Below are 21,110 nucleotides of genomic sequence, written 5' to 3'. Positions count from 1 at the left end.
TCATGATCTCTTTTGGTTATCGGACGAGGCCAGGAACGGCAGGTCCGGTCACGAAAGGGAACAGACATGGCGGCGACTGGATTCACGTTGCGCTTTGGTGCAGCTTTGCTTCTCACAAGTGCGGCGGCGCATGCCCAGACGGCGCCTGATCAGGACGGAGTCGACTCCGGCGACATCGTGGTGACGGCGAGCAAGACCGGCGCCACCCTGTTGCAGGATACCCCTTTTGCGGTGACGGCGTTCAACGCCGAGATGCTCGAGCGGACCGGCGTCAAGGACGTGCGCGATCTCGCGGCAGTGACGCCCAACCTGCTGGTCACCCAGAACGCATCCTTCTCCCAGATCTATATCCGCGGCATCGGCTCGAACAACGTCTTCGGCGGATCGGACCCATCGTCGACGATTCATCTGGACGGCGTCTATCTTGCCCGGCCGGCCAGCTATCTGACCAATTTCCTCGACGTCGAGCGGATCGAGGTCCTGCGCGGGCCGCAAGGTACGCTCTATGGTCGCAACTCGGTCGGCGGCACGATCAACGTGATCAGCCGCAAGCCGGGCAACGAGTTTGTCGGCCGGATCCAGGCGACGTACGGCAATTATAATTTCGCGCGAGCCGAAGGCTATGTCAGCGGCCCGCTCGTCGAGGACAAGCTCGCCGCGTCGATCTCGTTCATCGGTTCGCGCCGCGACGGCTACCTCAAGAATATCGTGCCGGGCGTCGGCGACGCGGATAACGAGCGCACGATCGGCGGCCGCGGGCAGCTTCGTTTCACGCCGAGCGCGCCGCTTGAGATCATCCTGCGGGCCGATTACGTCCATTCGGACGACGCCTTGGCCGGTTATGTGAAGCTGCTGCAGACGACGACCGATCCGCTCGCGAACAGCACCCTCGGCGACTATCGCAAGATCGCGGTCAATATCCGTCCGGCTTCCAACCGCCGGCAATGGGGCACTGCGGGCGAGGTCAATTATGACGTGGCCGATGGCCTTCAGCTGAAATCCCTCACTGCCTATCGGGCGAACCGCCTGACTCAGGTCGGCGATACCGACGGCACCGCGCTGAACGGCCGGCGGACCGACCAGTTCGAGGACCAGCACCAGTTTTCCCAGGAAGTGAACCTGACCGGCAAGACAGGTGCGCTGACCTATATCCTGGGCGCCTACTACTTCAACGAGCACATTCTGGTCGATTCGAGCGTTACGACCTACGCCACCAACGTCCGGGCCAATTTCAATCCGACGATCAACACCGACGCGATCGCCGGCTTCGCGCAGGGCAGCTTTGCGGTGACGGAGCAGATCACGCTCACCGCGGGCATCCGCTATACGAGCGAGAAGAAGAAGTTCGACCAGATCGCGACCAATTTCTCGCTGGCCACCGGCCTGCCGAATGCGACCTATCCGCGCACTTACAGCACCGAGAACACGTACAAGGCCTGGACTCCGAAATTCGGCATCGAACTCCGGCCGACCGACGGCCTCCTGATCTACGCCTCGGCGACCAAGGGCTTCAAATCGGGTGGTTTCAACTTCTCAAGCGCCAATGCGGCCCAGGGTTTCGATCCCGAAATGCTGTGGAGCTACGAAGCCGGCGCCAAGCTCGATCTGCTCGATCGGCTGGTGCGGCTGAACGCGACGGTCTTCCATTACGATTATAGCGATCTGCAGGTTCAGTCCTTCCTGTCGCCGGGCGTGGTCGATATCACCAACGCCTCCGATGCGAAGGTCGACGGCGCCGAATTCGAAGCGCAATTACGGCCGGCCTCATGGCTCAAGCTGGGCGGCAACCTTGCCTATCTGAATGCGCGCTACAAGAACTACACCTCCGCTCTGCTGCCCGGGAACATTCCTTATGACGCATCGGGCAACCGGCTGAATCTGGCGCCCAAATGGTCCTATTCGGTGTTCGCCGAGGCCGATACCGCGATCGGTGCGGGCTCAGGTTTCATCCGTGGCGAGTATAATTATCGCACGCGCCAATTCTTCACCGCGTCCAATTCCGGGCTCGACACCCAGCCGGGCTATGGCCTTCTAAACGCCAGCATCGGCTACACCTTCCCCGGCGAGAATTTCGAGCTGCTGGCGTTCGCCCGCAACCTCACCGATCGCGAATATGTGACGAGCACGGCAAGCTTCGCCTCCGGCATCGTCGGGCGGGTCGGCGAGCCACGCACCTACGGCATCCGCGCCGTGGCGAAGTTCTGACCATGGCAACGACGCTCGGCCCCATGATCGGATATTGCGACCCGGCGTTCGCGAAAGTCGGCGAGACCTTCGCCGCCAACTTTCGCGACCGGGGCGAGCTTGGGGCCGCGGTGGCCGTCTATCAGCACGGGCAGAAAATGGTCGATCTGTGGGGCGGCTGGGCGGATGCCGCGCAGACCCGCCCCTGGCAGCAGGATACGATCGTCTGCATGATGTCCGTCGGCAAGGGCATGGCGGCCCTGGGCGTCTGGATGCTGATCGATCGCGGGTTGATCGATCTCGACGCGCCGGTGGCGCGCTACTGGCCGGGCTTCGCGCAAGCGGGCAAGGGCGCCATCACCGTCGGGACGCTGCTGGCTGGCAAGGCGGGCCTGCTCTATGCCGATCACGCCCCTGCCGGTGCCGGCTATGACTGGGACGTGATGATCGACGCGCTCGAACGTCAGGAACCGGCCTGGGAACCGGGCACGGCGCATGGCTATCATTCCGCGACCGCCGGCTATCTGCTCGGTGAGCTCATTCGCCAGGTCGATGGCCGACCGCTCGACCAGTTCCTGCGCGAGGAAGTGACCGCACCGCTCGGCGCCGATTATGGCTATGGCGCGGCGTGGGCCAATCCGGACCGCGTGGCGGATATCATTCCGAACCCCGACAGCCACACTTTCGTCCAGTCGCGCGACCCCTCGACCAAGATGGGCCGGGCCTGGCGGATGCGGCCGGATTCTCCCGACCATTATAATGATCCGCGGATGCGCTCCGGCCTGCTGCCCTCGACCAACGGGCACGGCAATGCGCGCGCCGTGGCGCGCATCTACGCAGCCCTCGCATCGGGCGGCACGCTCGACGGGGTCCGCCTCGTCTCCCCGGAGACGATCGACCGGATGCGCACCGAAAGCTGGTTTGGACCCTGTGAAATGACTGATCGGATCTTCCGTTATGCCTATGGCTTTTTTCTGAACGAGCCGCTGATGTCCCCCATGGGGACCAACCCGCGTGCCTTCGGGCATCCCGGCGCCGGTGGATCGCTCGGTTTCGCCGATCCCGAAAACGGCATCGCCTTTTCCTACAGCCCGTCTCTGATGTGTGCCGGTGGTGGTCTCGGCGAGCGCTGCCTCGCCCTGACCTCGGCGGTGTACGCATGAGCGGGGAATTCGCCGGCAAGGTTGCGATCGTCACTGGTGGCAGCTCTGGTATCGGCCAGGCCGTTGCCGAGGCGCTGGCCGCTGGCGGCGCGCATGTCGCCGTGGTCGCGAGCAGCAGCCTGGACAAGGCCGAAGCCGTCGCGAACGCGATCGTCGCCAATGGCGGCAGCGCGATCGGCGTCGCGGCCGATGTGCGGGATGCGGCTGCGTTCGCGGCGCTCGTCGCGACGGTGGAGGAGCGCTTCGGCGGGGTCGATCTGCTCGTCAACGCAGCGGGCGTGTTTTATCCCACGCCGGTCGCCGATGGCGATCCGGCTGCCGGCTCGCGGATGATCGATATCAACGTCTCGGGTCTGTGGAACGCGATCTCGGCGACGGTGCCGGCGATGAAGCGGCGCGGGGGCGGGCGGATCGTCAATCTCGCCTCGGTCGCGGCCTTTGTCGGGATCAAGGGCTTCGCGCTGTATTGCGCGAGCAAGGCCGCCGTCGCGATGATGACGCGGGCGCTCGCCGCCGAGCTGGCGCCCGACAATATCGCGGTCAATGCAGTGGCGCCGGGCAATACGGCGACGCCGATGAACGCTGGCGTGCGGGCCGATCCGGCGATGGCCGAAGGCATGCGGCAGATGACACCCAGCGGCAACGCCTTCAGCGATGTCACTGATATCGCCGGCATCGTGCTGTTCCTCCTGTCGGAGCGCGCGCGGCCGGTTCATGGCGCGGTTTGGCTTGCCGATGAAGGCATTTCGGCGGCGATCGGGTGATGGCGAGCGCGGCGGACCGGCTGCCAGTAGCGCCATCGGCGCCGGCCTATGCGTGGTACGTCGCGCTGCTGCTCGCCACGGCGCATCTGGTGTCGTTCATCGACCGCTATCTGATGAGCCTGATGATGGAGCCGCTCAAGGCGGATCTCGGCGTCAGCGACACGCAACTCGGGCTCCTGCAGGGCACCGGTTTCGTCGTGCTCTACACCCTGGTCGCGGTGCCGCTCGGGCTGACCGCCGACCGGGTCAATCGCCGTAACCTGATCGTCGCTGGCATATTGGTGTGGAGCCTCGCCACCGCGATGTGCGGCCTTGCCTCCTCGTTCGGCTGGCTCTTCGCCGCGCGGATCGGGGTGGGTTTCGGCGAGGCCGCATTGGTGCCGGCGGCGATGTCGCTGCTCGCCGCCTATTTTCCGCGGCACCAGCTGGGCCGCGCCGTATCGTTGTTCACCACCGGCGCCTCGCTCGGCAAGAGCGCGGCGCTGATCGGCGGCGGCGCGGTCCTTGCCGTGCTGACCATTGCCGGCGGGTTCGACCTGGTCGGGTTCGGGCGGCTGGCACCCTGGCAGGGGACCTTCGTGGTCATGGCGATCCCCGGCATCGTGCTGGCGCTGCTGATGTTCAGCGTGCGCGAACCGGCGCGGGCTGTGAGCCTGACGGCACGGCCGGGCGTCGCGGAGGCCTGGCGCTATGTCGTCGCCAACCGCGCGGCCTTTATCCGTCATACCGGCGCCTCGGCGCTTGTCGTGCTCACCATCCAGTCGCTGGGCGCCTGGGCACCGTCCTTCTATGTACGCTTCTTCGACATGACGCCGCCGCAGGCCGGCCTCGCGATCGGATCGGTCATCCTGGTCGCGGCGCCGCTCGGCCATCTGACCGGCGGCATGCTGACCGACTGGTTCCAGGCGCGGCGCTGGCCGTCGCCGGCCGCGCCAGTGATCGTGATCGGCCTGGCCTGCGCGATCCCGAGCGTGATGCTGTTCGTGACGAGTTCGAGCCTGCCGGTCTCGCTGGCGGCGTACGGGCTGCTCAGCTTCTTCGCCACGCTGGCGGCGCCCGCGTCACTGGCGGGCGTGCAGATGCTGACGCCGGATCGGCTGCGCGGCATCGTCACCTCGATGTTCCTTGCCGTCACGACCCTGGTCGGGATCGGCATCGGCCCGGCGCTGATCGGGATTTGCAGCGATCTCGCCGGCGGGCCGCTCGAACTCGGCAATGCCCTGATGATCGTGATTTCCGGCGTTGCCGCGATCGGTATCGCCCTCGCGCTCGCCAGCCAGCGCCCCTTCGAACGCACCGCCGCGCTCACCGCGGCTGCGCGCTGATTCAACCAGGAGTATTTCCATGCGCAAGACCGGCAAGGCCATCATCACCTGCGCGGTGACTGGATCGATCCATACCCCTTCGATGTCGCCCTATCTGCCGGTCACGCCGGACGAGATCGCCGAGCAGGCGATCGCAGCGGCCGAAGCGGGCGCGGCGATCCTCCATCTGCACGCGCGCGACCCGGCCGATGGCCGGCCGTCCCCCGATCCCGAACTCTACATGCAGTTCCTGCCGCGGATCAAACAGGCGTCGGACGTCGTCATCAACATCACGACGGGCGGCGCCCCTGGCTTCAGCGAGGAAGACCGGCTGGCGGGCCCGCTACGCGCCAGCCCCGAGATGACGTCGCTCAACATGGGATCGATGAATTTCGGCTTTTTCGGCCTGGCCGACAAATTCGACTGGAAGCATGACTGGGAACGCGAGCTGATGCTTGGATCCAAGCGCTTTCCCGCCAACCACAATTTCGCGCTGATCGAGCGGATCATGGTCGAGCTGGGGCAGGGGCACGGCACTCGCTTCGAATATGAATGCTACGACATCGGCCACCTCTACAACGTCAAGCATTTCGCCGATCTCGGGCTAATCAAGCCGCCTTTCCTGATCCAGGGGATTTTCGGAATCCTGGGCGGGATCGGCGCCGATCTCGAGAATTTCATGATGTTCAAGCAGACCGCCGATCGCCTGTTCGGCGACGACTATATGCTGTCCTGCTTTGCAGTCGGCCGCCCGCAGATGAAGTTCCTCGCCCAGTGCGCGCTCGTCGGCGGTAGCGTGCGGGTCGGGCTCGAGGACAGCCTCTATATCAGCAAGGGCGAACTGGCGACGAGCAATGCCCAGCAAGTGCTGAAGCTCCGGTCTATCTTGGACGTGCTCGAGATCGAAGTCGCGACGCCTGCCGAGGCTCGCGTCATGCTCGGCCTCAAGGGCGCCGACGCGGTGGCCTTCTGATATGCGCTTCGCAACCGACACAGGGGGCACCTTCACCGATCTGGTGGTGGAGGACGATGACGGCTCGATCACCCTGCACAAGGCATCAACCATTCCCTCCGATCCGGTGGCGGGCGTGCTCGACGCGCTGGCCGTCGCGGCCGAGGCGCGGGGACTGACGCTCCGCGAACTGCTCGGGCGGGCTGACAGCTTCATTCATGGCACGACCCATGCGATCAACGCGATCATCACCGGGCGCGCGGCGCGTACCGGGCTGATCGTGACGGCGGGCCACCGCGACATCCTGCTGTTCCGCGAAGGCGGACGGACCGAGCCGTTCAACCACACGATCCCCTATCCCAAGCCCTATATCCCGCGCGCGCTTACCTTCGAGGCGCCGGAGCGGCTGCTGGCGGACGGGACCGTGCTGGTCCCGCTCGATGAAGCGGCGGTTATTGCGGTGCTCGAACAGATGCGGAGCCTGGAGATCGAGGCAGTTGCCGTGTCGCTGCTCTGGTCGACCGTGCATCCCGCCCATGAACTGCGCATCGGGGAACTGATCGAAGCCCATCTGCCGGGTGTCCCCTACAGCCTGTCGCACGCCGTCAATGCCACGCTGCGCGAGTTTCGGCGTGCTTCGTCGGCTGCGATCGATGCGTCGCTCAAGCCACTGATGACGCGCTATCTTGGCAGCCTTTCGGCACGCCTTGCGGCGGAAGGCTTTGCTGGTGAGGTGATGGTGCTGACGAGCGCGGGCGGCATGGTCGAGGCGTCCGAAGTGGCGGCCGCGCCGATCCGGATCATCAATTCGGGCCCGTCCATGGCCCCGGTCGCCGGGCGCCATTATGCCGAGCGCGAAGGCGGCTGGCGTACCGCGATCGTCGCTGACACGGGCGGTACGACCTACGATATCAGCCTAGTCAGCGACGGGCGCATTCCGATGACGCGCGACCTGTGGATCGGGGAGCCCTATCGCGGCCATCTCGCCGGCTATCCGTCCGTCGATGTGAAGAGCGTCGGTGCAGGCGGCGGCAGCATTGCCTCGCTCGATGGCGCGGGCCTGCTGCATGTCGGGCCTGACAGCGCCGGATCGACGCCAGGGCCCGCTTGCTATGGTCGCGGCGGGACTCGTCCGACGGTGACCGATGCCTGCATGGTGCTCGGCTATCTCGATCCGGATTATTTCCTGGGCGGCTCGATGAAGCTCGATGCTGCGGCATCGCGGGATGCGATCGCGCGCGACGTCGCCGGGCGCCTGGGCACAAGTGTCGAGGAAGCCGCGTGGAGCATCCTCGATCTCGCCACCGAGAATATGGTCCAGGCGATTCAGGAACTGACGGTCAACCAGGGCATCGACCCGGCCGAGGCAGTGTTGATCGGCGGCGGTGGGGCGGCGGGGCTCAATTCGGTGTTCATCGCGCGCCGGCTCGGTTGCCGCCGGTTGCTCATCCCCGAAACCGGAGCAGCGATGAGCGCTGCCGGCGCGATGATCTCCGACATCACCAGCGAATTCGCGGTGACGGCGCACACGTCCACTGCCGCGTTCGACAGTGGGCGCGCCAATGCCGCGATCAATCGATTGCGGGGCGAGGCGGACGCATTTGCAGCCCGCACCGGCTTGCCTGGCGTCACCGAGTTCATCGCCGAGGCGCGCTATGAGGGTCAGGCCTGGGATATCGACGTGCCGCTGGCCTCGACGGAGTTCGCGACGGCAGACGACGTCGCGGCGTTCCGCACTGCCTTCGATGCGATGCACGAGCAGATCTTCACTATCCGGGACGAGGCGTCCGAAGTGGAGTTGATCGGGCTGCGGGCCCGCATCCGCTGCGCTGCGCGGTCGGACGCGCCGTTCCTGCTCAAACCGGCCGAGGCCGTTGAATCGGCGCTGCGCACGCGACCCGTCTATTTCGCCGGCGCGGGGTGGATCGAGACGCCGATCCTGCGCTGGGACGCGATCCCCGCCGACATGAATTTCGACGGGCCGGCCCTGATCGAATCTCCCTTCACCACGGTCGTCGTCGATCCCCCCGCGCGCTTTCGCCGGTCGGTTGCCGGCGCGCTTTTGATCGAGGCCTGACGATGACCGAAACTGTAGGGGCGATCATGAACGGCGCTGAAATGGCCGTGATGCGCAGCCGGCTGGACGGGATCGTCCGCAAGATGTCGAACACGCTGCTGCGGACCGGGCGGTCGGGCGTGCTCAACCGTGCGCGCGATTTCTCCTGCTGTTTGCTCACGCGGGACGGCGATCTGCTCAGCGCGGCGGACAGCCTGCCGATCCATGTCCTCTCCGGTCCCGATCTGATGGCCCGCTCGGTCGCGCTGTTTCATCCCGATCAGCGCGCGGGCGACGCCTTTCTGCACAATTCGCCTTATCATGGCTGTTCGCACCCGGCCGATCTGACGGTAATCGCGCCGGTGATGGATGAGGCCGGCAACCATCGCTTCACCGTGCTCGCCAAGGCGCATCAGGCCGATATCGGCAACTCCCAGCCGACCACCTACATGGCCGAGGCGCGCGACGTGTATCACGAGGGCGCGCTGATCTTCCCGGCGGTGCAGGTGCAGCGCGACTGGCAGGACATCGACGACATCATTCGCATGTGCGAGATGCGTATCCGCGTGCCGCATCAATGGCGCGGGGATTATCTCTCCACGGTCGGGGCGGTGCGCATCGGCGAGAAGGCGCTGACTCAGCTGGCGGGCGAGATCGGCTGGGATCGGATCGAGGCCTTTTCCGGCCAGTGGTTCGATTATTCCGAAACCCTGATGGCGGAAGCGATCGGCAAGCTTCCAGCCGGATCGGTGACCGGATCGAGCAGGCATGACCCCTTTCCCGGCCTGCCGGCCGAGGGTCTGCGGATTCAGGCCAGGATCGATGTCGACCCCGCCGGGGGCCGCGTCGCCGTCGATCTCAGGGACAATCCCGATTGCCTGCCTTGCGGCATGAACCTGTCCGAGGCCTGCGCACGGACCGCCGCGATGATCGGCGTGTTCAACAGCATCGATCACCGCGTGCCGAAGAATGCCGGATCGTTCCGCCGGATCGACGTCGCCCTGCGGGTGGGTTGCATCGCCGGTATCCCGATCCATCCCTTCTCCTGTTCGGCCGCCACCACCAATATCGCCGACCGCGTCGCCAACAGCGTGCAGACCGGCCTTGCCGCTCTGGGCGAGGGGATCGGCATGGCGGAGGTCGGATCGGTCATCGCGCCGTCCGCTGGCGTGGTTTCGGGGATCGATCCCCGGTCGGGCCAGCCCTTCGTCAACCAGATGTTCCTGGCGATGAGCGGCGGCGCCGCCAGCCCGGCGAGCGATGCGTGGTGGACGATCGGGCATGTCGGCAATGCCGGCCTGTGCTGCATCGACGGCGTCGAACTGGCCGAACTGTCGCAGCCGATCGTGGTCCATGCGCGCGGCTTCCTGCCCGATACCGAAGGCGCGGGCACCAATACCGGCGCGCCTTCGACCATCGTCGAGTTCGGGCCGCTCGGTGCCGATATCGATATCGGCTATCTGTCCGACGGCCATTGCAATCCGCCCACCGGCGTTCGCGGCGGGGGCAGCGGCGGCGGGGCCGACCAATATCTGATCGATCGGGACGGCACGCGGGGTGCGCTCGAGGCGTGCGCTCAGGTCCGCATCAGGCAGGGCGAACGGATCATCGCGATATCGTGCGGGGGAGGGGGCTATGGTCCGCCCTCCGGCCGATCGGCTGACCGGGTCGCGGAGGATGTCGCCGACGGGCTGATCAGCGTGGATCGCGCGCAATCGGTCTATGGCGTGGTGCTGTCGGCCGACGGCACGGTCGCTGCGGCGGCGACGGCTCAGGCCCGTGGAGCGATGGCATGAGCGCGCGTTCAGTCCTAGTCACCGCCGGAGCGTCGGGCATCGGCCTGGCCATTGCCGAGGTCTTCGTCGCCCGCGGTGACCGCGTGATCGTGTGCGACGTCGATCAGGCGGCGCTCGACAGCGCCGCCGATCAGCTGAAGGGGCTGGCGGCGATCCGGGCCGACGTGTCCGATCCTGCCGCGGTTGAGGCACTCGTCGCTGAGGCGGGGCCAGTCGAGGTGCTGATCAACAATGCCGGCGTCGCCGGTCCGGTTGGCGGCATCGAGACCAACGATCCCGACGATTGGGCGCGCTGCTTCGCGGTCAATGTGCATGGTGCTTTTCACATGATCCGAGCGGTCGTCCCGGCGATGCGCGCGGCGGGAGCCGGCAAGATCATCAACATCTCAACCGCGTCGACCGTGACCGGGCTACCCGGGCGTTCCGCCTATGTTGCGTCGAAATGGGCGCTTGAAGGGCTGACGCGGACGCTCGCGCGCGAGCTTGGTCCGGCCGGCATCCGGGTCAACGCAATCCGGCCGGGATTCATGGATACCGAGCGGATGCGCGGAATCATGGCACGCGCGGCGGAACGGAGCGGCCGCACCGTGCCCGAAGTCGAGGCCGAGGCGCTCGGCTACATCTCGCTGCGCACCAAGATCCAGCCGAGCGAGATCGGCGAGATGGCGTGGTTCTTCGCCTCGGATGCGGCGCACCACATCACTGGCCAGATCGTCGGCGTCGACGGCAATGCCGAATGGGAGGGCTGAGATGGCACGCATCACGGCGCTCACCATCGATCAGCTTCAGGAGCGCGGCGTCGACGTAGCGCCGTTCCTGAAGGATTTTGCCGAACTGCCGGGCAGCGTGGCGACGCTCGGCTATCGTCCCGATATCCTGCAGGGCACGCTCGGCCTGTGGCAGGCCGTGATGGGTGGAGGCTCGCTGCCCGCCGAGCTCAAATATCTGGCCGGTTATCTGGCCAGCATGTCGGCCGGGTGCCGTTATTGCTCGGCGCATACCGCCAGCAACGCGGCGCACGGCGCGGGTTCGGAGAAAGTCGCCGCGGTCTGGGATTATGAGCGCAGCCCCTTGTTCAGCGAGGCCGAGCGCGCGGCGCTGCGGTTCGCGCAGCTGGCTGGCCAGGCACCGTCCGGCGTTCAGGACGAGGACGTCGCGGAGCTGAAGCGGCACTATAGCGAAATCGAGATCGTCGAATTGCTGGCGGTCGTCTCGCTGTACGGCTTCTTCAATCGGTGGAACGACAGCCTGGCCATCCCGCTAGAGGCAACGCCACTGAGCTTCGCCAAGGCCAATATCTCCGCGCATGGCTGGGAGGTCGGCAATCATGGCTGACGGCTATGTCGAATGCGGATTCGGGGTGGTCCATCCCTGGCTGTGCGATGCCATGGGGCATTTGACGACCCGGCATTACCTCGCCTTTTTCGACGACGCTTCCTATCAGCTCTTTGCGGCGCTGGGTTACGATCCGGCAGCCGGCCAGATCGCGCAGCAGGGTTGGGCCGATGTGCGGCACGAGCTGGAGTATCGTGCCGAGCTGCCCATGGGTGCCTTGATCCGGATCGACGGGCGCGTGGTGGCGTTGGGGCGCAGCTCCATCACGACGGAGCTGCGGATCTTCGCGCGATCCGATGACCGGCTGTGCGCAACCCTCGTCGCGCGCACTGTCTGTTTCGATCTCGCCGCACGCCGTTCGCGGTCGTTGCCGGCGGCGCTGATCGAGCGGGCCGCTGATCTGTTCGGTGTGTTGCCTGAGCAGCGATCGGCCAGCGTCCCCGCCTGACGCCCCTCAGCTGGCCTGCAGCAGCCGGTCGATCGTGCTCGCCATCGTGGTATCGCGGACGGAGACGCCGCCGGCGTCATGCGTCGTCAGCCAGATCTCGAGCCGGTTATAGACGTTGAACCATTCGGGATGATGGTCGCTCTTCTCTGCAGCCAGCGCGATCCGGGTCATCAATCCGAACGCGGCCGAAAAATCCGCGAGCACGATCCGCCGATACAGCGCGCCGCGCAGTTCGTCATAGCTCCAGTCCGGCACTGTCTGTAGCGCGGTGTCCCGCTCATGCTGGGTCAGTGCGTCCATCGTGCGACTCCTCTCCCGGCGCAGCGGCCGTCCTGATGACATCGTCCTTCACGGCGACCGGCCATGCCGTCAGCCTTGCCCCCTTGCACGGGCCGGCGATGCACCGGCCATCCTCAATCTCGAACAGCGCGCCGTGCCAGTCGCACTGGATCAGTGTGCCGTCCGGCGTGAGATACTGGTCGAGCTCGTGGGCGAGGGGCATGCCGGCATGGGGACAACGATCGACATAGCCGCTGACCTCGTGCCCGCGCCGGACCACGAAGCCGTGGAACCGGCCGGCATCGAGCTGTACGACGAAATTGCGCGCGGTCCCCGCGGGGATCTCGTCGAGGGCGCACAATCTTATCCCCGCGGGCGTCGTGGAAAGGCGCGCCCCAGTCACGGACGCGGCGCGGCCGGGCCGATGACGCCCATGCAGGGGCCGAAACCGATCGGGACGAAGCCCTCGGCTTCCATCCGTCCGGTCAGGATGAGCGCGTCGCCATCTTCCAGGAAGCGGCGGGTTTCATCGCCGGGCAGGGTGATCGCCTGCTGTCCGCCCCGGCTGAGCTCGATCAGGCTGCCATAGCCGTCTTCGGTCGGGGCCGAGATCGTGCCGGTGCCGAGCAGGTCGCCGGGGTTGAGGTTGCAGCCGTTGGAGGCGTGGTGAGTCACCATCTGCGCAACCGTCCAGTACATGTTGCTGGCCGGGCCGTGGCTCAGGCGATGCGGTTCGATCCCCGCGTCACGCATCCGCGCCGTTTCGATCCAGGCTTCCAGCGTGATCGCATAAGCACCGTGCGCCTGATCGTCCGCGCCATCGAGATAGGGCAGGGGCCGGGGATCTTCCGCTGGCCGTTCCGGCTGGGCAATCCGGAACGGGGCCAGCGCCTCCTCCGTCACGATCCAGGGCGAGATCGTCGTGGCGAAGCTCTTGGCCAGGAACGGGCCGAGCGGCTGATATTCCCAGGCCTGCAAGTCACGAGCGGACCAGTCGTTCAGCAGCGACAATCCGGCGATGTGCCTGGGGGCATCCGCGATCGGGATCATCTCGCCCGCCGCATTCCCGGGCCCGATCCACACGCCCATTTCGAGCTCATAATCGAGCCGGGCGGAGCGGCCGAAGACCGGCGCTTCCGCATCGGGGAGCTTGAGCTGGCCATTGGGTCGCCGCACGGGCGCGCCCGATACGCCGACCGACGAGGCGCGGCCGTGATAACCGATCGGGACGTGCTTGTAGTTGGGCAGCAGCGGATTGTCCGGGCGGAACAGCCGCCCGATATTGATCGCGTGGTGAATGCCGACATAGAAATCGGTATAGTCGCCGATCGTCGCCGGCAGGTGCATCGTGCAGTCCGCCGCCTCGAACAGCAGCGGTGTGATCGCTGCCGCATGGGCCGGGTCGGACAGCAGCGTCGACACCCGCGCGCGGAGCGCTCGTCGGGGCCCGGCCCCAAGCGCCAGCAACGGATTGAGCGTCGGTCCCGCGGCTGCCTCGGCCGCGCCAAGGGCGTCGCCTTCCAGCAGACCGCTCTCGGTGAGAGCTTTCAGATCCAGGATCGAATCCCCGATCGCGATTCCTCCGCGCGGCGCTTCGCCCGGCGGCGAAAAGACGCCTAGCGGCAGGTTCTGGATCGGGAAGTCCCGGTGGCCAGCAGCGGTGGCGACCCAGCTTGTGCGGCGGGGATCGTGGGTGTCGTCGATAATTGGCACGCTGAAAACTCCTGGCTTACGCCGGCAGATAGGGGGCAAGGGCGGCGGCGAAGCGCGCGATGCTGTCGAGGTGCAGCCCGGCCACGTTGATCCGGCCGGAACCGGCCATGTAGATGCCGTGATCCGCGCGCAGCGCCGCGACCGCAGCCGCGTCGATCGGCAGGATAGCGAACAGCCCGCGCTGCTCCGCGATCGCGGCGAGCCGCGGCTCGGCCGCGGCCAGGGCAGTCCGCAAGCTGCCGACGCTGACGCGCATCTCCTCCAGTTCGGTGCGCCACAGCTCTGTCAGGCCCGGGTTTTCGAGGATGACCCGTACAGTCGCCGCGCCGTGGTCCGGCGGCATCGACCAGAGGCTACGCGCCAGCACCAGCAGGTTGCCGCGCACTGGCGGAACAGCTGCGGCATTCGTCGAAAGCGCCCACAGCGCGCCAAGACGTTCGCGGTAGAGGCCGAAATTCTTGTCGCAGCTATAGGCGATCAGGGCTTCCGGCACTGCCTCAAGCAGGATGCGCATGCCGGCGGCGTCTTCCTCAAGGCCATCCCCCAGGCCCTGATAGGCCAGGTCGATAAAGGGCAGGATTCCGCGTGCCGCGAAATCGTCGGCCAGCGCGCGCCACTGAGCGATCGAGAAACCGGTGCCGGTGGGATTGTGGCAACAGCCGTGCAGCAGCACGACATCGCCGCGCACGGCAGATTTGAGGTCGGCCATCATCGCCGCGAAATCGAGCGTCGAGGTGTCGTGATCGTAATAGGCGTGTGCCGCGACCGTGAGGCCGGCCGCTTCGAAGATTGGGGCGTGATTGGGCCAGGTCGGCGTGCCGATCCAGACCCGGCCGGTCATGCCGGCGCGGTGGAGCAGGTCGGCGCCGAGCCGCAGCGCGCCGGTGCCGCCGGGGGTCTGCACGCCGGTCAGCCGCTCCGACACCGCCATGGCGGGGCCGAAGACGATCGGGGCGAGCAGTTCGGTGAAGCGGGCGTCGCCTTCCGGCCCGATATAGGCTTTGGTCGGCTGATCGCGCACCAGCGCCGCCTCGGCCGCCTTGACGGCGCGCAGTACGGGCGTGGCGCCGAGCGCGTCGCGGTACACGCCCACGCCGAGATCGATCTTGTCCGGCCGGGGGTCGGCTCGGTGCATGCCGATCAGCGCCAGCAGCGCGTCGGCGGGCTGGGGACGCAGTGGCCCGAACATCGGAGCGTGGCCATGGATCACCGCAAGGGCTGGTTGAACGGTCATGCCGCCACCAGCTTGCCATGGGCATAAGCCTGGGTTCCGCGGGTTATCACGCGATCGTCGGGCAGGATCGTCTCGATCTCGATGTCCGGCTGGCCAGCCAGTGCGGCATAGACCGGGCCGAAATCGGTATCGAGCGTCTGCCGCAGCAGATCCTCGAAGCTGTCGATCACGAAATAGGTCTGCTGGTAATCGTCGATCCGGTATTTCGTGCGCATCACGCGCGTGAGATCGAAGCCGAGCCGGTTGGGCGATGGATTGTCGAGCGCGAACTGAGTCTCGCCATAGGAAGAGACGATGCCGGCGCCGTAGATGTTGAGATCGTCGCCGTTGCGGATCAGGCCGAACTCGACCGTGTACCAATAGAGCCGCGACAGGTTGGCGATCAGACCGAGGCCAGCCGCGCGCTGGCCGCCCTGGCCGTACGCCTGCATGTAATCGGCGAAGACCGGATTGGCGAGCAGCGGCACATGGCCGAACACGTCGTGGAAGATGTCCGGCTCCTGTAGATAATCGCATTGCTCGGGCGTGCGGATGAAGTTTCCGGACACGAAACGGCGGTTTGCGAGGTGGTCGAAGAAGACGTCGTCGGGGATCAGGCCGGGCACCGCGACGACCTGCCAGCCGGTTGCCTTCATCAGCCGGTCGGACAATTCGGCGAAGTCGGGGATGCCGGGTTTGGACATGCGCAGGACGTCGAGCCCTTCGATGAATTCTGGGGCGACGCGGCCGGGCAGGAGCTTTGCCTGGCGTTCGAATAGCCTGTCCCACATCGCATGTTCGGCCGGCGTATAGCGGTGCCAGTCCTGCGGGATGGTCCAGTCGGGAGCGGCGCCATCGGGATGTCTTGCCTGAATATCTTCCATGATGGATATCTTGCACGGGACGCGTGGGCGTGCTTTCCAAAATGGCAGGCTTTCAGCGGATTATTGATCGATCGCGATCAGGATGGAGCGATTTCTGAAACAAAATGTCATGATGGATGCAATCGACAAAAGGATCATCTGCGAACTGCAGGCCGACGCCTCGCTCAGCAGCGCCGAGCTCGCGGCGCGGGTCGGCAGTTCGACCGCGTCCTGCTGGCGCCGGATCAAGGCGCTCGAGGCGGCAGGCGTGCTGACCGCGACGGTGCGGCTGGTCGATGCCGAGAAGGTCGGGCGCGGGGTCAATGTGCTGTGCGAAGTCCGCATGAAGAGCCATGCGCGCGACAGCATCGTCCGGTTCGAGGAATTCGTCCGCTCCCGGCCCGAGATCATGGAATGTTTCTCGATGTCGGGGGAATGGGATTATCTGCTGCGCGTGGTCGTGGCCGATGTCGCCGATTACGAGCATTTCCTCATGCGCACGCTGCTCGACCATCCCTCGGTCGGCGGGGCATCGTCGCATTTCGCGCTGTCGCTGACGAAATATACGACGGTCGTGCCGGTTTAAGACGTCGATAATCCATAGGCGTAACGATTATCCGATTGCCAAGCTGCCCATGGCGGGATCGGACCAGCTCGGGCGGCCGGTTTCGACATGTCCTGCGAACCGGCGGGTAAAGCCGTCCTCGCCGGTCACCAGCAGATCGTACCAATGATGGCTGGCGGCGATAGGACGCCGGATCGTCCGGGTCTCGCCGGGTTTCAGGACGATCGTGACCGGTGCGGCCTGGTCATAGGCGAGCGCGCGGACGGTCAGGCGGCAGGGCCGGTCGGTCGGGTTGGCGAGTTTGAGGATCACGGTATTTCCCGCTTCTTCGAGCGCGACGACCGGCGCCGGGTCGCTGCCGGCGAGCTCGCGCAGGAAGCCGTTCGGGCCCTGCACGACCAGCCGATAGGAGCCAGCGGGAAGGCCCGGCGGGCGATCGGTGAGGCGCGCACCCGGCGAGACGGTATAGGTCCACGGGCCAGCGCTGCCGGCGCGGTCGTGCACCGCGAACACCGCGCCGAGACTGCCCGTATTGGCGAATTCGAGGGCCCAGCCGCCATCGGCCTGGCGGACATCGCGGACGGAGAGCCGGTAAGGCAGGGGACGGGCAGGACGTTGCCCGGCATCCTGAACCGGCATGGCTTGCCGGGTGGGCGGGACCGGCGGCGGGAGTGTCGCAGCGGCGGCGGTGCGCCTCAGATTTCCGTCGACCGAAGGCAGGCTGTGCAGCGCCGAGCGGTCGGGATCGGCGAAATCGAACATCGAGGTAAGATCGCCAGTGACGCTCCGCCGCCACGGCGTGATGTTCGGCTCCGATACGCTGAAGCGCCGTTCGAGGAAGCGGATGACCGAGGTGTGATCGAACAGCTCGGAATTGACCCACCCACCGCGCGTCCAGGGCGAGACGACGAGCAGCGGAACGCGAATGCCGAGCCCGACCGGCGCGCCCTTGTAGCTTTCGCCCGCCATGTCGACCGTGCTGAGTCCCTGGGCGCGATCGATCGCCGGCACCGGGCCGGGAACATGATCGAAGAAGCCGTCATTCTCGTCATAGTTGATGATGAACGCGGTCTTTGCCCAGACCGCCGGATTGGCGACAAGCGCGGCGATCAGGCGGGAGACGAGGGATTCGCCGTGGGCGGGCGTCGCTTCGGGATGTTCGGTATATTTGTACGGCGCCACGATCCAGGAGACTTGCGGCAGGCGATCGGCGCGTATGTCGGCGGCGAAATCCTCGACGAGATATTGCGCCTCGGACGTCCTGGCGGTCTCGCTGCTCGATCCCGGCGCATAGGCGCGGGCACGGCGATAAAGCTCGCTTGCCGGATCGAGCCCGCGGAACTGCTTGAAATAGGCCAGCGAGTTGTCGCCGTAATTTTCCCATTCCTGATAGACGCGCCAATCGATTCCGGCGGTCTGCAGGCGCTCGGCATAGGTCGTCCAGCCCATCGCCGCGTAATTCGCCTTGTCGCGGGTCATGTCGGCCGTCCAGTTGCCGTCATCGACATTGTGGACGACCTGCGGGCGATCGTCGCCCGCCGAGAGGCCGCTGGTCCCTGAAAAGAGATACATGCGATTGGGGTTTGTCGGGCCGTGCAGCGAGCAGAAATAATTGTCGCCGATGGTGAAGGCGTCAGCCAGCGCGTGATAGAAGGGAATGTCGTCGCGCTTGAAATGCCCCATCGTCAGCGCGGTCTTGTGCTTGATCCACACATCGTAATTCGCCCATTCGGCGAACGGCCCCTTCCAGCTATGGTCGAGGCTCTTCATCCCGGGCGCGTTGGAGGCCTTGCTGTCGAGGTGGAAGGGCAGCACTTTGCCAGTGCCATCCGGGGTCGGCTGGTGGAACACGGATTTTCCGCTGCGCAGCATCAAGGGGCGGGGATCGCCGAAGCCGCGCACGCCGCGCAACGTGCCGTAATAATGATCGAAGGAGCGGTTTTCCTGCATCAGGATCACCACATGCTCGACATCCATGATCGATCCGGTCCGCCGGTTGGCCGGCAGCGCCAAAGCATGACCGATCGGGGCGGGTATCGTGCCGGCCGCGATGGCGGCGGCAATGGTCTTGAGGAAATCGCGGCGCTGGGTCGACGACATTCGGCGCCTTTCGAAAAGACGACCCCGGCCTTCCTGGGTGGAAGGCCGGGGTCGGCGATCAGAACTTCTTGCGGAGCGTGGCGAACACCTGGCGGGGCGCACCGACCAGCATCGACTGAAGCGTGCCGCCCGGATCCGAATAAGCGAAGCCGTTCTGTCCGATCGTCGCGATGTATTTCTTGTCGAACAGGTTGGTGACGTTCACCTGGAGTTCGAGGCCGTTGAGCATGTCGTCGGTGTGGAAACGATAGCCGGCGGTCAGATCGACGAGCGCATAACCCTTGACGCTGGCGTCGTTGTTGTAGGTGTAATAGCGCTTGCTCTGATAGGCGACATTCAGACGACCGATGATCGCGCCGTCGTCATAGGCGATCTCGCCATTGATCAGGTGCTTCGGCACCGCGATCACGCTCTTGTCCTTGCTTGCGGCAAGCAGGGCTCCGTTCCCATCCCGCGTGTCCTGGTCGTAGCTGCCGTCCGTATAGGCATAGGAGCTGTAGAGCGAGAAGGCGCGGGTGATGTTGTACGTGCCCGCCACCTCAACGCCGTTCGTGGTGACCGAGCCGACATTGGCCAATGCCGAGGCGGCGCCCTGCACGATCGAGCCCGGTTGCACCGACAGGAGCCTGTTCTCGAACTTGACGTGATATCCTGCGATCGAGCCCTCGAACTTGGGCAGATGGAAGCGGAGACCGCCCTCGACCGTCCAGGAAGTCTCAGGCTTGATCTTGTCCTTGATCGCCGCGAAGCCGACCTTGTTCGTCTGGAACGGCTCCGTGGTGTAAGCGCGCATGTTCTCCGCATAGCTGGCGAACAGCTCGAACTGGCTGCTGAGCGTATAGTTCGCGCCGACCTGCGGCAGGAACATGTCCTTCGCCTTGAGCTTGCCAGACGTGTCACGGGTCAGGTCGTCGCTAACCGGATCGAATTCATTATCGATCTTGACCTGCAGGCCCTTGAAGCCGGCATTGATCTTGAATGCGTCGGTAACCTGCCAGCTGTCCTGAACGAAATACTGCAGGGTATTGATCGTGAAGTGGTAGCTGTACTGGGTCCTGAACGGATTCTTCGGCCATTCGCGCGGGCCGAGGCTTGACGTCGCGCCCGCCGCCAGCGGGTAAAACAGGCGGCCCAGATCATAGGCATTGTGCTCGTACCAGCCGCCGACCGAAAGCTCGTGGTTGGCGATCTTGTAGGTCAGCGACCCGCTCAGCCCACCGCGATCGATCTCATAGGCCGTCGAGCGGACCGAAAGCTTCGCGCCGCCGGGGGTTGGGACATAGGGAGTCCACCAGGTGCCGATGCCGTCATTGTGATGATAATAGGGCGTCAGCTTGAGAGTGAGCGCGTCACCGAGCTCCGCGTCGAGCGTAGCGCCCAGCAACAGATCCTTGCGCAGGCCATAACCGTCGTAATAGGTGTCGTCACCGCAGATCGTCTGGCTGTAGCCGGCATAGCTGGCGCAATAAGTGCCGGACTGGAGATTGCTGGCGATCGCGAGCGCGGTCGCATAATCATTACGCAGATAATCCCAGTCCCAGCCGAATTTCTTGATCAGGGCCGGCGACGTATCCATGTAATCGTCGTCTTTGTAGTTCGAATAGTTCGCAAAGGCAGTGATCTTCGCCGTGTCGCTGAGCGGGGCGACGAGCTTGCTGTTGATCGACCAGGCTTCCTGCTTGCCCTGGCCCTTCCATTTCGGTGCATCGAGGAAGGAGCCGCTGACATAGCCCTTCACACCGCCACCGATGTCTCCGGATTCGATGCGGCCGAACAGCCGCAGATTGTTGTTGCTGCCGAAGCTTGCCTCGGCATCGACATTCATCGTGTCCTCGGGATCCTTGCTGAAGAACTGGATCGTGCCACCCAGATTGGAGCTGGAGGGCGTATCGAGCGAACCCGCGCCCTGCGCGATCCGCGTGCTGCCGATATTCTCGGAAGCGATCGCGCGGCTGATGTGCAGGCCGTTGAAGTTGGCGTAGCTCATGTCGCCGAGCGGGACGCCGTCGAGCGTGAAGCCGAGCTGGCTCTGGCTGAAGCCACGGACCGCGATGCGCGTCGACCATTCGTTGGTGCCGAGCGGGTTCGCGGACTGGAAGGAAACGCTTGGCAGCTTGGCCAGAACCTTGAGCGGGCTGGTGCCTGGCACGGCCGCCCCGATATCCACTGCGGTCAGGGTCTGGACCTGCCGGGTCTCGCCGCGTCCGTAAACGACGATGTCGGTCGTTTCGTCCGGAGCAGCGGCAGCGGCCTGATCGACGCTCTGTGCGTTGGCCGGCATCGCCGAGGCGATCAGGACAAAGCCCGCTGCGCTGGAAAGAAGGTGTCGACGTGTCATAAATTTCCCCCAATATGGTTGTAGCGGTCACGTCTTC

At 65.5% G+C, this 21,110-nt stretch carries 18 protein-coding genes; 11 read left to right on the top strand and 7 right to left on the bottom strand.

From position 1 onward, the window contains the following. The first annotated feature begins 66 nt into the window (after positions 1–66). From U1769_RS21380 to U1769_RS21335, 10 genes are read left to right on the top strand one after another with little or no spacing between them, the layout of a single operon-like run. Positions 67–2,205 (top strand): TonB-dependent receptor, encoded by a 2,139-nt coding sequence (locus U1769_RS21380; protein ID WP_332720059.1) that lies wholly within the window; start codon positions 67–69, stop codon positions 2,203–2,205. Positions 2,206–2,207: 2 nt separating this feature from the next. After that, a complete protein-coding gene (locus tag U1769_RS21375; RefSeq protein WP_332720058.1) occupies positions 2,208–3,347 on the top strand; it encodes a serine hydrolase domain-containing protein in 1,140 nt (379 codons plus the stop codon). Further along, on the top strand, positions 3,344–4,111 hold the full coding sequence (locus U1769_RS21370; RefSeq protein WP_332720057.1) for an SDR family NAD(P)-dependent oxidoreductase: 768 nt from the start codon (positions 3,344–3,346) through the stop codon (positions 4,109–4,111). The genes U1769_RS21375 and U1769_RS21370 overlap by 4 nt, the downstream gene beginning before the upstream one ends. Then, complete coding sequence (locus U1769_RS21365; RefSeq protein ID WP_332720056.1) at positions 4,111–5,436, top strand: MFS transporter; 1,326 nt, start codon at positions 4,111–4,113, stop codon at positions 5,434–5,436. Before U1769_RS21370 ends, U1769_RS21365 begins: the two co-directional genes overlap by 1 nt. 19 nt (positions 5,437–5,455) lie before the next feature. Further along, positions 5,456–6,388, top strand: coding sequence for a 3,5-dioxohexanoate:acetyl-CoA acetone transferase (gene kce, locus U1769_RS21360; RefSeq protein ID WP_332720054.1), 933 nt, complete (start codon positions 5,456–5,458; stop codon positions 6,386–6,388). Between the two features lies 1 nt (position 6,389). Continuing rightward, the gene (locus tag U1769_RS21355) at positions 6,390–8,444 is read left to right on the top strand and encodes a hydantoinase/oxoprolinase family protein (RefSeq protein WP_332720052.1); all 2,055 of its coding nucleotides are present in this window, start codon (positions 6,390–6,392) and stop codon (positions 8,442–8,444) included. A 2-nt stretch (positions 8,445–8,446) separates the two neighbouring features. Then, positions 8,447–10,219, top strand: a complete 1,773-nt coding sequence (locus tag U1769_RS21350) for a hydantoinase B/oxoprolinase family protein (RefSeq protein WP_332720051.1) — start codon at positions 8,447–8,449, stop codon at positions 10,217–10,219. Beyond that, a complete protein-coding gene (locus U1769_RS21345; protein WP_332720050.1) occupies positions 10,216–10,968 on the top strand; it encodes an SDR family oxidoreductase in 753 nt (250 codons plus the stop codon). The genes U1769_RS21350 and U1769_RS21345 overlap by 4 nt, the downstream gene beginning before the upstream one ends. Position 10,969: 1 nt before the next feature. Then, positions 10,970–11,554: a carboxymuconolactone decarboxylase family protein gene (locus U1769_RS21340; RefSeq protein WP_332720049.1), complete on the top strand. Its 585-nt coding sequence runs from the start codon at positions 10,970–10,972 to the stop codon at positions 11,552–11,554. Further along, complete coding sequence (locus U1769_RS21335; RefSeq protein ID WP_332720048.1) at positions 11,547–12,002, top strand: acyl-CoA thioesterase; 456 nt, start codon at positions 11,547–11,549, stop codon at positions 12,000–12,002. The genes U1769_RS21340 and U1769_RS21335 overlap by 8 nt, the downstream gene beginning before the upstream one ends. Positions 12,003–12,008: 6 nt before the next feature. On the opposite strand, the gene U1769_RS21330 is transcribed toward U1769_RS21335, so the two are convergent. The 5 genes from U1769_RS21330 to phhA are packed head-to-tail and all read right to left on the bottom strand — an operon-like array spanning position 12,009 to position 16,091. Beyond that, positions 12,009–12,302, bottom strand: coding sequence for a 4a-hydroxytetrahydrobiopterin dehydratase (locus U1769_RS21330; RefSeq protein WP_332720047.1), 294 nt, complete (start codon positions 12,300–12,302; stop codon positions 12,009–12,011). Next, positions 12,280–12,642: a Rieske (2Fe-2S) protein gene (locus tag U1769_RS21325; RefSeq protein ID WP_332720046.1), complete on the bottom strand. Its 363-nt coding sequence runs from the start codon at positions 12,640–12,642 to the stop codon at positions 12,280–12,282. Before U1769_RS21325 ends, U1769_RS21330 begins: the two co-directional genes overlap by 23 nt. 38 nt (positions 12,643–12,680) lie before the next feature. Continuing rightward, on the bottom strand, positions 12,681–13,994 hold the full coding sequence (gene fahA, locus U1769_RS21320; RefSeq protein ID WP_332720045.1) for a fumarylacetoacetase: 1,314 nt from the start codon (positions 13,992–13,994) through the stop codon (positions 12,681–12,683). A gap of 16 nt (positions 13,995–14,010) precedes the next feature. Beyond that, positions 14,011–15,228 (bottom strand): amino acid aminotransferase, encoded by a 1,218-nt coding sequence (locus U1769_RS21315; protein WP_332720044.1) that lies wholly within the window; start codon positions 15,226–15,228, stop codon positions 14,011–14,013. Beyond that, entirely contained in the window at positions 15,225–16,091 is an 867-nt protein-coding gene (phhA, locus tag U1769_RS21310) for a phenylalanine 4-monooxygenase (RefSeq protein WP_332720043.1), read from the bottom strand. The genes U1769_RS21315 and phhA overlap by 4 nt, the downstream gene beginning before the upstream one ends. A gap of 112 nt (positions 16,092–16,203) precedes the next feature. Between phhA and U1769_RS21305 the strand changes: the two genes are divergently transcribed. Continuing rightward, complete coding sequence (locus U1769_RS21305; RefSeq protein ID WP_332720143.1) at positions 16,204–16,656, top strand: Lrp/AsnC family transcriptional regulator; 453 nt, start codon at positions 16,204–16,206, stop codon at positions 16,654–16,656. 27 nt (positions 16,657–16,683) lie between these two features. Here U1769_RS21305 and U1769_RS21300 read toward each other — a convergent pair whose 3' ends face one another. Together U1769_RS21300 and U1769_RS21295 are read right to left on the bottom strand one after the other, a co-directional pair. Next, positions 16,684–18,735 (bottom strand): phosphocholine-specific phospholipase C, encoded by a 2,052-nt coding sequence (locus tag U1769_RS21300; protein WP_332720042.1) that lies wholly within the window; start codon positions 18,733–18,735, stop codon positions 16,684–16,686. 58 nt (positions 18,736–18,793) lie between these two features. Then, positions 18,794–21,073, bottom strand: coding sequence for a TonB-dependent receptor (locus U1769_RS21295; protein ID WP_332720041.1), 2,280 nt, complete (start codon positions 21,071–21,073; stop codon positions 18,794–18,796). Positions 21,074–21,110 lie beyond the last annotated feature (37 nt).

Source organism: Parasphingomonas zepuensis (assembly GCF_036663735.1).
GTDB lineage: Bacteria > Pseudomonadota > Alphaproteobacteria > Sphingomonadales > Sphingomonadaceae > Sphingomonas.
The sequence above is the reverse complement of the archived record's forward strand: the minus strand, read 5'-3'. Positions and strand labels throughout refer to the sequence as shown.

Excerpts from the sequence above, each read along its gene's own strand:
- U1769_RS21300 (WP_332720042.1), bottom strand. The coding sequence starts at position 18,735 with ATGTCGTCGACCCAGCGCCGCGATTTCCTCAAGACCATTGCCGCCGCC.
- U1769_RS21305 (WP_332720143.1), top strand. The coding sequence starts at position 16,204 with ATGGATGCAATCGACAAAAGGATCATCTGCGAACTGCAGGCCGACGCC.
- U1769_RS21365 (WP_332720056.1), top strand. The coding sequence starts at position 4,111 with ATGGCGAGCGCGGCGGACCGGCTGCCAGTAGCGCCATCGGCGCCGGCC.
- U1769_RS21315 (WP_332720044.1), bottom strand. The coding sequence starts at position 15,228 with ATGACCGTTCAACCAGCCCTTGCGGTGATCCATGGCCACGCTCCGATG.
- U1769_RS21350 (WP_332720051.1), top strand. The coding sequence starts at position 8,447 with ATGACCGAAACTGTAGGGGCGATCATGAACGGCGCTGAAATGGCCGTG.
- U1769_RS21355 (WP_332720052.1), top strand. The coding sequence starts at position 6,390 with ATGCGCTTCGCAACCGACACAGGGGGCACCTTCACCGATCTGGTGGTG.
- phhA (WP_332720043.1), bottom strand. The coding sequence starts at position 16,091 with ATGGAAGATATTCAGGCAAGACATCCCGATGGCGCCGCTCCCGACTGG.
- U1769_RS21375 (WP_332720058.1), top strand. The coding sequence starts at position 2,208 with ATGGCAACGACGCTCGGCCCCATGATCGGATATTGCGACCCGGCGTTC.
- U1769_RS21370 (WP_332720057.1), top strand. The coding sequence starts at position 3,344 with ATGAGCGGGGAATTCGCCGGCAAGGTTGCGATCGTCACTGGTGGCAGC.
- U1769_RS21380 (WP_332720059.1), top strand. The coding sequence starts at position 67 with ATGGCGGCGACTGGATTCACGTTGCGCTTTGGTGCAGCTTTGCTTCTC.
- U1769_RS21330 (WP_332720047.1), bottom strand. The coding sequence starts at position 12,302 with ATGGACGCACTGACCCAGCATGAGCGGGACACCGCGCTACAGACAGTG.
- U1769_RS21295 (WP_332720041.1), bottom strand. The coding sequence starts at position 21,073 with ATGACACGTCGACACCTTCTTTCCAGCGCAGCGGGCTTTGTCCTGATC.
- U1769_RS21345 (WP_332720050.1), top strand. The coding sequence starts at position 10,216 with ATGAGCGCGCGTTCAGTCCTAGTCACCGCCGGAGCGTCGGGCATCGGC.
- kce (WP_332720054.1), top strand. The coding sequence starts at position 5,456 with ATGCGCAAGACCGGCAAGGCCATCATCACCTGCGCGGTGACTGGATCG.
- U1769_RS21335 (WP_332720048.1), top strand. The coding sequence starts at position 11,547 with ATGGCTGACGGCTATGTCGAATGCGGATTCGGGGTGGTCCATCCCTGG.
- U1769_RS21340 (WP_332720049.1), top strand. The coding sequence starts at position 10,970 with ATGGCACGCATCACGGCGCTCACCATCGATCAGCTTCAGGAGCGCGGC.